At 72.7% G+C, this 14,033-nt stretch carries 10 protein-coding genes and 1 pseudogene; 4 read left to right on the top strand and 7 right to left on the bottom strand.

From position 1 onward, the window contains the following. Nucleotides 1–132: 132 nt before the first annotated feature. Both KUM44_RS13725 and KUM44_RS13720 read left to right on the top strand, forming a co-directional pair. Nucleotides 133–2,352 carry an NADP-dependent isocitrate dehydrogenase gene (locus KUM44_RS13725; protein WP_217208099.1) on the top strand — a complete coding sequence of 740 codons (2,220 nt, stop codon included), beginning with the start codon at nt 133–135 and terminating at the stop codon, nt 2,350–2,352. 159 nt (nt 2,353–2,511) lie between these two features. After that, nucleotides 2,512–3,300, top strand: coding sequence for an N-formylglutamate amidohydrolase (locus tag KUM44_RS13720; protein ID WP_217208098.1), 789 nt, complete (start codon nt 2,512–2,514; stop codon nt 3,298–3,300). A gap of 9 nt (nt 3,301–3,309) precedes the next feature. Here KUM44_RS13720 and KUM44_RS13715 read toward each other — a convergent pair whose 3' ends face one another. Genes KUM44_RS13715 through KUM44_RS13705 form a run of 3 tightly spaced genes read right to left on the bottom strand, consistent with a single transcriptional unit; the run spans nt 3,310 to nt 5,836 of the window. Further along, complete coding sequence (locus KUM44_RS13715) at nt 3,310–3,756, bottom strand: hypothetical protein (protein WP_217208156.1); 447 nt, start codon at nt 3,754–3,756, stop codon at nt 3,310–3,312. An 8-nt stretch (nt 3,757–3,764) separates the two neighbouring features. After that, nucleotides 3,765–4,340: an RNA polymerase sigma factor gene (locus tag KUM44_RS13710; RefSeq protein WP_217208097.1), complete on the bottom strand. Its 576-nt coding sequence runs from the start codon at nt 4,338–4,340 to the stop codon at nt 3,765–3,767. Nucleotides 4,341–4,399: 59 nt separating this feature from the next. Next, nucleotides 4,400–5,836, bottom strand: coding sequence for a S8/S53 family peptidase (locus tag KUM44_RS13705; RefSeq protein WP_217208096.1), 1,437 nt, complete (start codon nt 5,834–5,836; stop codon nt 4,400–4,402). Nucleotides 5,837–5,984: 148 nt separating this feature from the next. Between KUM44_RS13705 and KUM44_RS13700 the strand changes: the two genes are divergently transcribed. Next, a complete protein-coding gene (locus KUM44_RS13700; RefSeq protein ID WP_217208155.1) occupies nt 5,985–8,555 on the top strand; it encodes a CHAT domain-containing protein in 2,571 nt (856 codons plus the stop codon). 26 nt (nt 8,556–8,581) lie between these two features. Here the strand turns inward: KUM44_RS13700 and KUM44_RS13695 are convergent, their stop codons facing one another. Next, nucleotides 8,582–10,438 carry a helix-turn-helix transcriptional regulator gene (locus KUM44_RS13695; RefSeq protein WP_217208095.1) on the bottom strand — a complete coding sequence of 619 codons (1,857 nt, stop codon included), beginning with the start codon at nt 10,436–10,438 and terminating at the stop codon, nt 8,582–8,584. A gap of 94 nt (nt 10,439–10,532) precedes the next feature. Here KUM44_RS13695 and KUM44_RS13690 point away from each other — a divergent pair, with 94 nt between their 5' ends. Then, nucleotides 10,533–11,618 carry a M12 family metallopeptidase gene (locus KUM44_RS13690; RefSeq protein ID WP_217208094.1) on the top strand — a complete coding sequence of 362 codons (1,086 nt, stop codon included), beginning with the start codon at nt 10,533–10,535 and terminating at the stop codon, nt 11,616–11,618. Nucleotides 11,619–11,741: 123 nt separating this feature from the next. Here the strand turns inward: KUM44_RS13690 and KUM44_RS13685 are convergent, their stop codons facing one another. The 3 genes and pseudogenes from KUM44_RS13685 to KUM44_RS13675 all read right to left on the bottom strand — a co-directional run bounded on the left by KUM44_RS13685 (nt 11,742) and on the right by KUM44_RS13675 (nt 13,997). Continuing rightward, nucleotides 11,742–11,882: a hypothetical protein gene (locus KUM44_RS13685; protein WP_217208093.1), complete on the bottom strand. Its 141-nt coding sequence runs from the start codon at nt 11,880–11,882 to the stop codon at nt 11,742–11,744. A 127-nt stretch (nt 11,883–12,009) separates the two neighbouring features. After that, nucleotides 12,010–12,332 (bottom strand): annotated as a pseudogene (locus KUM44_RS13680) (HAD hydrolase-like protein); the annotation flags it as partial. Nucleotides 12,333–12,386: 54 nt separating this feature from the next. Next, nucleotides 12,387–13,997: an FAD-binding oxidoreductase gene (locus KUM44_RS13675; protein WP_217208092.1), complete on the bottom strand. Its 1,611-nt coding sequence runs from the start codon at nt 13,995–13,997 to the stop codon at nt 12,387–12,389. Between the last annotated feature and the right edge of the window lie 36 nt (nt 13,998–14,033).

Here is a 14,033-nt window from a genome sequence, read left to right as displayed (position 1 = left end):
ATTCCTCCGGTTGCCCGGATCCGGGATCGCCGGCCTCCTTGCCGCACCCGTGTGCGGACCCCTGTCGAGCCGAGGTCGATCACGAGATATCTTGATGTCGAGCAATGTTGCAGACGTGGAGCGGAGCACCCGGTGACTGACTCGACCATCATCTATACGCACACTGACGAGGCCCCGGCCCTGGCGACGTATTCCTTCCTGCCGGTGGTCCAGGCGTACGCCTCGCAGGCGGGTGTCACCGTGGAGACGCGTGACATCTCGCTGGCCGGCCGCATCATCGCGGTGTTCCCGGAGTACCTGGCCGAGGACCAGCGCATCCCGGACGCCCTCGCCGAGCTCGGTGAGCTCGCGAAGACGCCCGAGGCCAACATCATCAAGCTGCCGAACATCTCGGCGTCGATCCCCCAGCTCAAGGCGGCCATCGCCGAGCTCCAGGGCCAGGGCTACGCGCTGCCGAACTACCCGGACGACCCCAAGACCGACGAGGAGCGGGAGATCCAGGCCCGCTACGACAAGGTCAAGGGCTCCGCGGTGAACCCGGTCCTGCGTGAGGGCAACTCCGACCGCCGCGCCCCCGCCTCGGTCAAGAACTACGCCAAGAACCACCCGCACCGCATGGGCGCCTGGACCGCCGAGTCCAAGACCAACGTGGCGACCATGGGCGAGAACGACTTCCGCTCCACCGAGAAGTCCGTCGTGATCTCCGAGGCCGGCGCGCTGAAGATCGAGCACGTCGCCGAGGACGGCACCACCACCGTCCTGCGCGAGTCCGTACCGGTCCTCGCCGGCGAGGTCGTCGACGCCTCGGTGATGCGCGTCGCCGCGCTGCGCCAGTTCCTGACGGCGCAGATCGCCAGGGCCAAGGCCGAGGGCGTGCTGTTCTCCGTGCACCTCAAGGCCACGATGATGAAGGTCTCCGACCCGATCGTCTTCGGCCACGTCGTGCGCGCCTTCTTCCCGAAGACCTTCGCGAAGTACGGCGAGGTCCTCGCCGGCGCCGGCCTCTCCCCGAACGACGGTCTGGGCGGCATCCTCAAGGGCCTGGACGCGCTGCCGAACGGCGCCGAGATCAAGGCGTCCTTCGACGCGGAGATCGCCGAGGGCCCGGCCCTGGCGATGGTCGACTCCGACAAGGGCATCACCAACCTGCATGTCCCGTCCGACGTGATCGTCGACGCCTCGATGCCGGCCATGATCCGCACCTCCGGCCACATGTGGGGCCCGGACGGCCAGGAGGCCGACACCCTCGCGGTGCTGCCGGACTCCTCCTACGCGGGCGTCTACCAGGCCGTGCTCGACGACTGCCGCGCCAACGGCGCCTACGACCCGTCGACGATGGGCTCGGTCCCGAACGTCGGCCTGATGGCGCAGAAGGCCGAGGAGTACGGCTCCCACGACAAGACCTTCGAGATCAAGGCGGCCGGTACGGTCCGTCTGGTCGACCAGGCCGGCAACGTGGTCATCGAGCAGCCGGTCGCCGAGGGTGACATCTTCCGTGCCTGCCAGACCAAGGACGCGCCGATCAAGGACTGGGTGAAGCTGGCGGTCACCCGCGCCCGCGCCACCGGCGACCCGGCCGTCTTCTGGCTGGACGAGACCCGCGCCCACGACGCCAACCTGATCGCCAAGGTCAACGCCTACCTGCCGGAGCACGACACCGAGGGCCTGGACATCCGCATCCTCGCCCCGGTCGAGGCCACCAAGCTGTCGGTGGAGCGCATCCGCCGCGGCGAGAACACCATCTCGGTGACCGGCAACGTCCTGCGTGACTACCTGACCGACCTGTTCCCGATCCTGGAGCTGGGCACCAGCGCCAAGATGCTGTCGGTCGTCCCGCTGATGGCGGGCGGCGGCCTGTTCGAGACGGGCGCCGGCGGCAGCGCGCCGAAGCACGTCCAGCAGCTGGTCAAGGAGGACTACCTGCGCTGGGACTCCCTCGGTGAGTTCTTCGCCCTGGTGCCGTCCCTGGAGCAGTACGCGACCGCCACCGGCAACGCCCGCGCGAAGGTCCTCGCCGACGCCCTCGACCGCGCCACGGCGACCTTCCTCAACGAGGACAAGTCCCCGACCCGTCGCGTCGGCGGCATCGACAACCGCGGCAGCCACTTCTACCTGTCCCTGTACTGGGCGCAGGAGCTCGCGGCGCAGACCGAGGACGCGGACCTGGCGAAGGCCTTCGCCCCGCTCGCCGAGACGCTCGCGGCCAACGAGCAGAAGATCGTCGACGAGCTGAACGCCGTCCAGGGCAAGCAGGCCGAGATCGGCGGCTACTACCAGCCCGACCCGGCCAAGGCCGCCGCGGTCATGCGCCCCTCCGCCACCTGGAACGCCGCGCTGGCGTCCCTGAGCTGACGCAGGTGCTTTGAGGCTGCCGCCCCGACCGGTTGCGTACCGGCCGGGGCGGCGCCCCTGTTTTTGGGGCGCGGGGCCGTATCCATATGCGGCTCCGCCGCGCGGGCGCGACCAGCCCCAACGCCGCAGCGCACGACCGACAACGCCCCCGGAGTAACCGTGACGCCCTCATTCGAACTGCTCCCCGGCGCGCCCGACTCCCCCGTGATCCTGCACATACCGCACTCCTCACGCGAGGTACCGGCCGACGTACGCACCGGCATCGTCCTGGACGACACCGCACTGGAACGCGAGCTGGACCACATCGTCGACGCACACACCGCGGACCTGGCGGAGGCGGCGGCCAACGCCGCGCAGCTCACCCCATGGCGGTTCGTGAACCGGCTGTCGAGGCTGGTCGTCGACCCGGAGCGCTTCCCGGACGAGCGCGAGGAGATGCTGGCCGTCGGCATGGGCGCCGTGTACACCCAGACCACGCACCTCACGCGGCTACGGCCCGCAGACACCGACCCGGAACCCCTCATCGCGCGGTATTTCCGGCCGTACGCGAAGGCCATGACGGAAGCCGTGGCCGACCGCCTCGCCGTCACCGGCAGGGCAGTGATCATCGACGTCCACTCGTACCCGACCGCCCGCCTCCCCTACGAGCTGCACGGCGAGGGCCCGCGGCCGCCGGTCTGCCTCGGCACGGATCCCTTCCACACACCCTCCGCACTGCTCACGGCGGCGCGCGAGGTGTTCGCGGCGTGCGGGGAGACGGGACTCGACAGCCCGTTCAGCGGCACCTACGTCCCGCTGGAGTTCTACGGCAAGGACCCGCGCGTCAGCGCCCTGATGGTCGAGATCCGCCGGGACACGTACATGGCGGAGCCGGGTGGTCCGGCCGGTCCCGGACTCACCCGGCTCGCGGGGGCGCTCGCGGCGCTGGTGGACGCCGTACCCCACTGAGCCGATGACTCAGGCCCGCAGCCACTCCGTGACGACGACCTCGCCGCCGGTCCGCAGCCGCAGGGCGAACGGGCCGGCGGGCGGGGCGTCGCTGGTGAAGCGGCCCATGTCGTCGGCGACGACCGACGTGGCCGTCTGCGGACCGCCGAGCACCTCGATCCGCGCCTGCTGCGGCGGCAGCAATTGGCCCATCAGGCCCTGCGCGCTCACCTCCACGTCGACGGTCACCTCACCCGCGCGGAAGGTCAGCATCCGCGGCACGTCCGTCGCCCCTCTGACCGGGATGGCGTCCACCACCGAGTCGAAGGTCAGCTCGGCGATCCGGGCGTCGAGATCGTGCAGTGCGAAGGCCTCGACGGCGAGTTGGCGCAGCTGCGCCGGTACCGGGTCCAGGATGGCGGTGGCCTGGCGGAGCTCCTCCTCCAGCAGTTCGCCATCGAACCCGTCGTCGTGCATGTCGTCGTTCACAGCGCTCCCCGTGCGTCGAGTCGGGCCCGAAGGCGGCGCAGACAGCGCTGGCGCAGCGGCCCGATGCTGCCCACGGCGATGCCCAGGGCGGCGGACACCTCCTGGTAGCTGGGCGGCGGCGAGGCCATCAGCACGCGCAGCAACTGGCGGCAGCGGTCCCCGAGTTCCTCGAACTCCTGCCACATCCAGCGAATGCGCTCGGACTCGGCGGCGGCCTCCTCGGAGTCCAGGACCGACTGTTCGGGCGTACGGTCCTCGCTGACCCGGTCCAGCAGCTGCGGATCGCTCGTCACGGTCAGCCGCCGCAGACTCTTGAGGACCTTCAGGCACTCGTGCCGTGCGGTGCTCGCGAGCCAGGAGCCGGCCTTCTCGGGTTCGCGGATGCGCCCGAGGTGCTGGGCGAAGCGGAACCAGACGGTCTGGTACACCTCATGGGCGTCGGCGTCCCCCAGCCGGTGCGCGCGCACGACGGACCACACCAGTGGGCTCAGCCCTTCCACGAGCGCCTTCCAGGCCGCCGCGTCACCGTCGACGGCGGACTGGACCAACGCACCGACATCTGCACGGTCCACAGCCCCACCCCTCGTGTACGGCAAGTCATCGTACGCCGCGGAGGGGACGGTTCCGACCCTCATGAGCGAGGAGCCGGCGGTGTGACGGAGACAGGGCGCCAGGTCGGAGGACGAAGGGCGGGCACATGCGCCCCCCGCACCTCCGCGTACCCGGAGTTCGCGGCGAGCATCTTGTACCGGGCGACCCGCGGGTCGCGCTCCGCCTGCGCGCTCATGTGGGCGGCGACCATGCCGGCCACGAGAGGCGTGGCGAACGAGGTGCCGCTCCACTGCGCGTACCCCTCGAACATCACCTGGTCTGGCTCGGCGGTGCCGCCGGTCTCGCTCAACACGCCGGTGTGGCGCGGGGACCGGCAGGTGCAGGAGTAGCCGAAGCCGTAACGGCAGGCGTCGTAGGTGGAGTGCTGGTACACGTACGGCACGGGCCCGTCGAAGCCGGTGAGGGCGCTGGTGAGACGCTCGCCGGGGGCGTAGACCTTCACCCAGCCGCCGTGGTTGCTGAAGCAGGCGCCGAACTCGCCGTCGCCGCGCAGCGCTCCGACGGACAGCACGACGTCCTGGAAGTCGGGCAGGTCGGCGTAGGCGGCGGGCCAGAACGGCGTGGCGCTGCCGTTGTTGCCGGCCGCCGCGACGAGCAGGGTGCGCTGGTCGCGCAGTTCCCGCATGAAGGCCTCGACACCGAGCAGGCCGTCGGTGCGGCCGTTGGAGGTGCCGGCGGAGAGACTGAGGATGTCGGGCCAGCCGCCCGCGTCGACGGCCTCGAAGAGCTTCTCGCCGAACTCGGACTCCAGGATGGCGCCCGCGTCGTGCAGGGTGCCCCGGACCGTGATGTCCGTGTTGGGCGCGACGGCGGCGACGAGCCCGGCGATGAAGGTGCCGTGGCCGACGTACTGCCGCAGGACACCCTGGTCGTCGCACTCCTGGACCTGGAAGTCGCCCTCGGTGTGGGCGAGCAGCGGGAAGGCGCGGTAGTCGTGCATGAGGCCGGTGTCGATGACGAGGACGCCGACGGCGCTGTCCGGGTCGTGGACGCCCTCGGCCGCGGTGGGGTTGGTGCCGTCGGCGAGCGGGGCGGGCGCGGGTTCGTCACCGGGACAGGAGTTGACGCCTCCCGTGATCCCGACGAGGTGGTTGCGGCTGACCAGCCGTCGTCCGGCCCGGCCCTCGGTCTCCCGCAGGGCGCGCAGGGCGTGCGCGACGGTGGGGTCGCCGCTGCGGTCGCCCGCGCCGGGGTCGCCGACCTGGATCCGGGTGATGCCCGAGCGGTTGGTCCGCGGGCCCGCGCGGCGCACATGGTCCTGGACCAGGTCGGGGTCGGCGGTGAAGTGCGCCCGCACGGTGTCCTCCACGACGCGGGCGTCCTCGCCGTCGCGGACCAGCACATAGCCCTTCTCGTAGATGAACTCGGCGGAGTCGTCCGGTCCCATCGCGAGGGGGACGTCGCGCATGGAGCGCTGGATCTGCTCGAACTGCTCGTGGAATCGCTGTGGTGCCATGGCGGGTCCTCCCCCTGAGGCGGCGTTCGTCAGTCAGATCCGTGCGGTCGCCGATTGATACAGCGCCAAACCGGTGTGGCACGGTTCCGGTGCAACTACCATCCGTGGAGTGACAGCGGGAAGCGACTCGGTTCTCGAACTGCTGCCGATGGTGTTCGCCGCCCCGAACGACGCGCTGGCGAGGGCGGAAGGGGTGCTCGACGCCGATCCGTCGCCGTTGCACGCCTCCGTCGCCCACCAGGTGATCGGCATCTGGCAGCGGGACTGGGGCGACATGCGCATCGCCCTGTACCACCTGCGGCGTGCCCGGGATCTCGCGGCACGCGCGGAGTCGGCCGACCGGGAGGCGGATGTCCTGGCCGCGCTCGGCGTCGCGCTGGTGCACGCGGGGCGCACGCAGCAGGGGCTGGCCGCGCTGGAGCGCGGGGTCGAGCGGGGCAGCGGGCACACCCGCGCGCGCGTGTTGTTCCGCCGGGCCTACGCCCGCTGGGTGCTCGGTCAGCACCGGGAGGCCCTGGAGGACGTGCGCCGGGCGATACCCGTGCTGCGGCAGATGGACGACGTCATCTGGACGGCGCGGGCGCTGACGCTGCGCGCGACCGTGCATCTGGCGCTCGGTGCGGTGGACCGGGCGGACGCCGACTTCACCGCGGCCGAGGCGCTGTGGGACACCACGGGCCAGGAGCACGACAAGGCCGACGCGGTGGAGAGCCGGGGGCTCGCGGCGTTCCGGTCGGGCGACATCCCGGCCGCGCTGCGGCTGCTCGACGAGGCGGAGGAGCGGTACGCCAAGCTCGGCACTCCGACGTTCATGCTGAACATCCGCCGTTGCGAGGTGCTGATGGCCGCGGGGCTGGCCCCGGAGGCGCTGGCCGAGGCGGACGCGGCGATCGGGGTGCTCGACGGCATCGGCGGCCAGTCCACCCGCAAGGCCGAGCTGCTGCTGGCCGCCGCGCGTGCCGCCCGGCTGGCGGGTGACGCGCACACCGCCATCGCACGTGCCGACATGGCCGTACGGCTGTTCGCGGGGCAGCGGCGCAACTGGTGGGAGACGCATGCCCGGCTGGTGCTGATCGAGGCGCGGGTGGCGGCCGGGCGCAGTTCGGGGCGGCTGGTGGCCGATACGGCGGCGGTCGCGGAGCGGCTGGCCTCCTTCGGCGCGCCGGCCGCGCCGGAGGCCTCGCTGCTCGCGGGCCGGATGGCGCTCGACCTGGGCTGGCGGGCCGACGCCGAGCGGCATCTGCGTGACGCCGCCCGCAGCAGACACAGCGGGCCGCCGCTGGCGCGGATGACGGGCTGGGCGGCGCAGGCGCTCAGGGCCCGGGCGGCCGGGTCGGGGCGTGGTGTCGTGGAGGCCTGTCGGCGTGGCCTGGACGTGCTCGACGCGCACCGGATGACGCTGGGCGCCTCGGAGCTGAGGGCCCGCGCGACCGCGCAGGGCGCCGAGCTCGCCGCGCTGGCGCAGCAGGCCAGCCTCGACTCCGGCAGTCCGCGCCGGCTGCTGGTGTGGAGCGAGCGCTGGCGGGCCACCGCGCTGTCGACGCCGCCGACCCGGCCGCCGGCCGACCCTGCGCTCCAGAGCGATCTGACGGCGTTCCGGGAGATCGCGGCGCGCGCCGAGGAGGCCCGCAGCGAGGACCGTCCGGTTCCGGCGCTGGAGCGCGAACAGCGGCGCCTGGAACGGGAGATCCGCTCCCGGACCCTGCACCTGCGCGGCGACACTCCCGGCGACGGCTACCGCTTCGACCCGGGCCGGCTCCTGGAGCGGCTGGGCGCGGACGACGTACGTCTGGTCGAACTCGCCGTGCTGGACGGGCGGGTGCAGGTGCTGCTGTGCGGTCAGGGGCGGGTGCGTCGGTACGAGGCCGGGCTGCTGGCTGACGCGGAGACCGAGGCCGAGCATGTCCAGGCCGGGTTGCGGCGGCTGGCCCACCCGGGTGCGGAGGGGCGGCTCGCGGTGGTGGAGGCCGCGGGGCGGTGCTTGGAGAAGCTGCTGCTCGGTCCGGCCGCGGCGCAGCTGGGCGACGGTCCCGTGGTCATCGTGCCGCCGGCCCGGCTGCACCGGGTGCCGTGGGCGTTGCTGCCGTCGCTGCGTCAGCGGGTGCTCAGCGTGTCGCCGTCGGCGAGCAGTTGGCTGCGCGCCCGGGAGACCGAGGCGCCGACTGGCGGCCGCCAGGTGCTGGTGCGGGGGCCGGGTCTGGCGACGGGCGGTGCGGAGGTGCCGCATCTGGCCGGGCGGTACGGCGGTGCCGTCGTCCTGGAGCACGCCGACGCGCGCGTGCCGCGTGTCCTGGAGGAGCTGGACGGCGCCGCACTGGCCCATATCGCCGCCCATGGCACGTTCCGGGCGGACAGCCCCTTGTTCTCGTCGCTGCGGATGGCGGACGGGCCGATCGTCGTGCACGACTTCGAGCGCCTGGACCGCAGCCCGTACCGGATCATCCTGTCGTGCTGCGACACCGCCCGGTTCGCCTCCGTCGGCGCCGACGAACTGCTCGGCCTGGTCACCGCCCTGCTGCCGCTGGGCACGGCGGGAGTGGTGGCGTGCACCGCGCCGGTCAACGACGCCGCGGTGGTGCCGCTGATGCTCGCCCTGCACAAAGGGCTGAGCGAAGGGCTCTCCCTGGCGGAGGCACTGCGCGACGCGCGGGCGGCGCTGCCGGGCGACGCGCTGCACCGGGCGACGGGGTGGGCGTTCTCGGCGTTCGGTGCGGCCTGAGACGTTCGGAAGGGGGATCGACTCCCTTACGCCGGCTGTGTGTCCGGCAGTGCCACCAGCCACGGCAGGGCGCCACGGTCGCTCGCGCCGAGGCGGGCGTAGGCGCTGTACAGGTGGTTGCCGACGGTGCGGACGGACAGGGTGAGCTTCTCGGCGATCTGCCGGTTGCTCAGGCCCGCGGCCGCCAGGTCGACGATCTGCCGTTGTCGGGCGGTCAGTTCGCCGAGGACGAGACCGGAGAGCGCGGGGGTGCGGGCGCCCTGGCAGCGGCGGGCCAGGGTGACGGCACGCGTGCGTGAGGTGCGCGCGGCCCTCGGGTCGCGGTGGGCCCGTACGGCCTGGGCGTGTGCCTCGGCCGCGAACAGCAGGAAGCCGCGCTCCGCCAGTTCCCCGGCCACCCGGTCCAGCGCGGGGCCGTCGGCGCGGTCGAGCGCGTCGGCGTGGGCGGCGAAGACACCGGTCAGACGGCCCGCGGCACGCTCGGGGGCACCGAGGCGGACGGCGTCGTACGCGTCGTCGGTGAGGGCCTCGTCGTCCCTGTCGGCGGCGCCGCGGGCCGTTGCCGGCCGGGTGACCGCCCCACCCCCGTGGGAGCGGCCACCCAGGATCGTGTGCGCGGTCGGCGTGTCGCCGGACTGCGCTGCGGCGAGGGCGAGTTCGAGCCGGCAGGACGGGTCGTCCCCGCGCTCCCGCAACCCCTCCCGCGCCCATGCGGCCGCCTCCCGCAGCTCCCCGCGCAGCCGCGCGAACCGGGCGCGCACGGCCGCGTATCCGGTCGGCACCGGCGCGCCCTCCGCGACCAGCCACTCCCCCACGGGCGTCGGCATCGCCCGTACGTCCGCCCGCTCGATGCGGCGGGTCAGCGCGGCCCGCTCGGCGTCGAGGGCGGGTCCGCACCGGTCCGGCGCGGGAAGCGGGAGGGGGGTCGCCCCGGCCGGAGGCCGGCGGAGGGAGAGCCGCCTCGCCCGGAGCCGGCCGGCCGCGGCGCGCAGCACCGGGCCGTGCAGGGGGTGGGCGAGGCGGACAGCACCCTCGTCGTCGACGTGGACCAGGGAGTCGGCCTCCAGGTGTTCCAGGACGCGAAGGGGCAGTTCGTCCAGGTGCAGGGGCAACGGCTCGGCGAAGGCGAGACGTTCGAGGGTCTCGCGCTCCTCGGGGCAGTCGCGGTCGAGGACGTGTGCGGTGCGCTCGCGTACGGCCGTGGTGACCGGCACGGGCCCGCGCCACGCCCATTCGTCCGAGTCCGGGAGGCGGTTGAGCAGCCCGTGCTCGCGCGCCCCGGCCACCAGGTCGCGCAGCAGCCGCAGGTCTCCGCGGCACAGGCGGTGCAGCCGGTTCAGGGTGAGCGGCTCGAAGGCGTCGCCGCCCGCTGCGCCGGCCAGCAGCAGGCCGGTCTCCTCGCGGGGCAGCGGCTCCAGGGTGAGGCGGGGCAGGAGGTCTCCGGTCCACAGCCGGGAGATCGCGCCCGGGACCGGGGCGCCGTCGGTGGTGACGACCAGGAGACGGGTGCGTCCGTGCACGGCCAGCTGGTGGACGAGGGCGGCGGAGGCGTCGTCGAGCAGATGCGCGTCGTCGACCAGGAGCAGCCGTACGCCGCACAGATGCTGGAAGGCGCCGTGCAGGGAGGCCGACTCGGGCACGAGGTGCGCGAACGCGGCGAAGCGGATGCCACGGGTCTCCGGGGTGCCGACCACTCTGGCGCAGTCGCCGCCGCGGACGGCCTCGGTGACGAGCCGGGTCTTGCCGCAGCCCGCCGCGCCCGTGATCACGATGCCGTTCCGGCCGGCCGTCAAGGATCCGCGGACCAGGTCGAGTTCGTCCGCCCGGCCGGTGAAGGGCCAGGGCGTGTCCAGGGTCTTCGCGTCCCGTTCGAAAGTCGTCACGGGAGTAGGAGCGCGGTGACTCACCCTTGATACAGGGGCACTTGAGTAGCCCTCGACTCAGGCGCCCGGGGCGGGTCGACGGCACCCTGTTCGCATGACCGCACGGTACTGCTCCCTCGCGCAGCAGTCGGTCCCCGCGTTCGCACCGGGACTGGCCGCCGGGCGGCTGCGTGCGCTCATCGGCGGAAGCCGGATGTGGGTCAACGGCACGGTCCTGCACTACTACTTCTTCGACCGGGACGGCGACGGGTCCGTGATCCCCGACCCGGGGACCGGCCGGAGCGGGCATGTCTCGTGGGTCGGCGGAAAGGAGCAGCGGGACGTCGTGCGCGAGTGCTTCCAGGAGTGGCAGGACCTCGGCATCGGGCTGTCGTTCGTGGAGGTGGGCGACCGGTCGGAGGCCGAGCTGCGCATCGGGTTCCAGCTCGGCGACGGCTCCTGGTCGCACATCGGCAAGGACGCGCTCGGGGTCGGTCTGGGCGAACGCACCATGAACTTCGGCTGGGACCTGACCGTGCCCGGGGAGCGCGGCACGGCGCTGCACGAGATCGGGCACGCGCTCGGCATGCTGCACGAGCACCAGAGCCCGTTCGCCGGCATCCACTGGGACGACGAGGCCGTGTACACCGATCTGGCCGGCCCGCCGAACTACTGGAGCCGGGACACGACGTTCTTCAACATCCTGCGCAAGCTCGACCCGGACGAGGTCAACGGTTCCGTCTGGGACCCGCACTCGATCATGGAGTATCCCTTCTCGGCCGGGCTGATCCTGGAGCCGGAGCAGTTCCGCGCGGGCCTGAACCCGCCGGGCACGCTGTCCAAGGCCGACAAGGAGTTCGTCCGCCGCTGGTATCCGCCGGCCGAGACGCCGGGCCCGCGCGAGCTGGTGCCGTTCCGCTCGGTAGCGCTGCGGCTCGGCCCGGCAGAGCAGGCCGACTTCGTCGTCGAACCGCCTCAGACCCGCACGTACACGCTGGGCACCTTCGGCGACAGCGACACCGTCGCCGTGGTCTTCGAGGAACGGGACGGCGAACCCCGCTACGTCACGGCCCAGGACGACGGCGGCACCCCGCACAACGCCACCGTCCGGGCCCGCCTCGTGAAGGGCCGCCGCTATTTCGTCCGAGTGCGTCTCTATGCCAACTGGGGTTCGGGGGAGACAGCGGTCATGTGCTGGTGACGGCACTGGTCCGCTGACGCGCACGGACGATGCAGTCCACAGTCCGGCGCCGGGGGATGTGGCCGGGCGCGCCGCCTTCGGGGGAGGGCGACGCGTCCGGCCACGCCATGCGGGCGGGATTGCTCAGTCGGGGAGGACCTCGTCCCAGAGGTCCAGCATGTCGCCGAGGCGGCCGCGTAAGCGCTCGACGAGGAGGATGAGGCCGGCGGCTTCGAGTGGGGCGAAGCCGACGATCCTCTGCTCGGGGCCGCGGTCCTCGCGCACACCGCGTTCATCCCCGGGTGGGCGGGCGTGTCCTCGACATGCTCGACCCGGGGGCCGCACCAGCACGAGCGGTGTGTGCGCGAGCTGGACGACCGGGTGTACGGCTGGTCGACGACGGTCAGCGCGCTCAGCCGTTGAAGTCGCGGACCAGCCCCGGCAGTTCGCGCAGGCTCTCGACCCTGAAGGTCGGGAGCTTCTCGGCTTTCCTCGGTGTGCCACTGGATCGTGGCCCACGGGCCCCGGTGGACGAGCGCGGTGTGCATCCCCGCGGCAACAGCTGGCCGCAGGTCGTTGTCGACTCGGTCACCGACGTAGAGCATCTCTTCCACGGCGAAGGAAGACCTCGCGGTAGTGGCGGCCCTGGGCGATGACAGCGCCGAACATGGCCGCGAAGGTGTGGCGTGGGACGCCGAGCCAGTCCGCCCAGGTGCCGTACTCCCGGGTCCCGTCTGCCCCAGCTGGCCGGCGACGTGCCGCGCGTGCGGTCCCACTTCGTCGACGGCATCAAGAAGCTGCCGGTGGAGGTGAACCCGGCCTGACCGACAGGGCGTGGCGGAAGATGTCACGGGGGTCCCACTTCGCCTTGACGCGCTGGAGCCGGCGGTAGTTGTCGCCGAAGTACAGGGTCTGCCAAGGAGCGCCCGTGTTCCGTTCCGGGTCGGCCAGGTCGGTGTCCGGGTAGTTGACGAACGCGCCGTCGGCCGCCGCCGGGGCCCCGCCGGTCTCGGTGTACAGGTCCTCGTAGAGCTCACGCAGCCAGCCGATGTGCCGGGCGTCGTCGCGGGGGTCCTCCCATCCGTTGGCGTAGAACATCTTGATGCTCGCGTCGCGGTGGGGGGTCGCGGTCGCGTCCGGTGCCACGGTGTTGACCTTGCCGCCGTGGGTGTAGAGGCTCACGCTGCCGCCGGGGTGGTCGTAGTCGGACCGGGTGAGGTGGTGGTGCAGGGCGTCGATCTGCCGGTCGGAGAAACGGCGGCGCAGGTATCCGGACTTGACCTTCAGCCGGTAGACGGGTCCGGGGTCGCCGGGTGAGCCGGCCAGGGCCGCGGCCAGCCATGACTGGTTGCGCACCGTGCGGACCGGCTGGACCGGGACGCCCCGGTTGATCGCCGCGATGTGCTCGTCCAGCATCCGCTCGGCACCGGAGTCCGCCGCCACCTGCCCGATCATCAAGACCGTCCCCGACGGGCGGCGGGTCAGGGCGAGTTCGCTGTAGAGGGCGAGGTACGGCGAGTCGGGGGCGCTGTGCTGCTCGGCCCAGGCGCCGTGGTTGCGGACCAGCCGGCCGAAGGACGTCCTGTCCAGCTTCTGCCAGTCCCAGGAGACGGAGAAGCTCAGCACACCGGAGGGCGGTGCGGGCAACAGGCCGCAGGGGTCACCGCCGTGGGCGCCGGGTGTCCGGAACCAGTAGCGGGTGACGATGCCGAAGCTGCCGCCTCCGCCTCCGGTGTGCGCCCACCACAAGTCCCGGTGTGGATCTGCGGGTTCGCGTGTGGCCACCACACTGCGCGCCCTGCCACCGCGGTCCACGACGACCACCTCGACCGCATACAGATGGTCCACGGACAGGCCCAACAGCCGGGACAGCGGGCCGTAGCCGCCGCCGAGGACATGGCCGCCGATCCCGACGTCGGCACACCAGCCGGCCGGGATCGTCACCCCCCAGCCGAGATACAGCCTGCGGTACACCTCGCCCAGCAGCGCGCCGGCCTCGACGGCGAAGGCGCGGCGGGCCGGGTCGTACGAGACGGCCGTCATGGCGGACAGGTCGACGACCACCTCGACGGCCGGGTCGGCGACGAAGTTCTCGAAGCCATGGCCCCCGCTGCGGACCGTGATCCGCCGCCCGCTGTCGACCGCCTGCTGCACGGCCCGTACGACATGCGCCGTCGTGCCGACCACCCACACGTGCTCCGGGCTGCCCACGAACCGGCGGTTGTAGCCCCGGGAGGCCAGCGACCGGTACCGCGGCTCGCCGCGTCCGACCATGGCCGGCCCGGGCGCCGGAGAGCAGATCGCCCCGTCGGCCGCGCCGGCCACGCCGGGCGCCACGACCCCCGCCGTCGTGGCGACCACGCCGCCGCGTAACACGTTCCTCCTGCTTAGTGCGCTCATCACGTCTCCTCGCCTCTCTTCCGTCGGTCACGAAAC

This window comes from Streptomyces sp. AC550_RSS872, from assembly GCF_019049285.1.
GTDB lineage: Bacteria > Actinomycetota > Actinomycetes > Streptomycetales > Streptomycetaceae > Streptomyces.
Note: the sequence above shows the minus strand (reverse complement) of the source record. Positions and strands in the feature narration are given on the sequence as shown.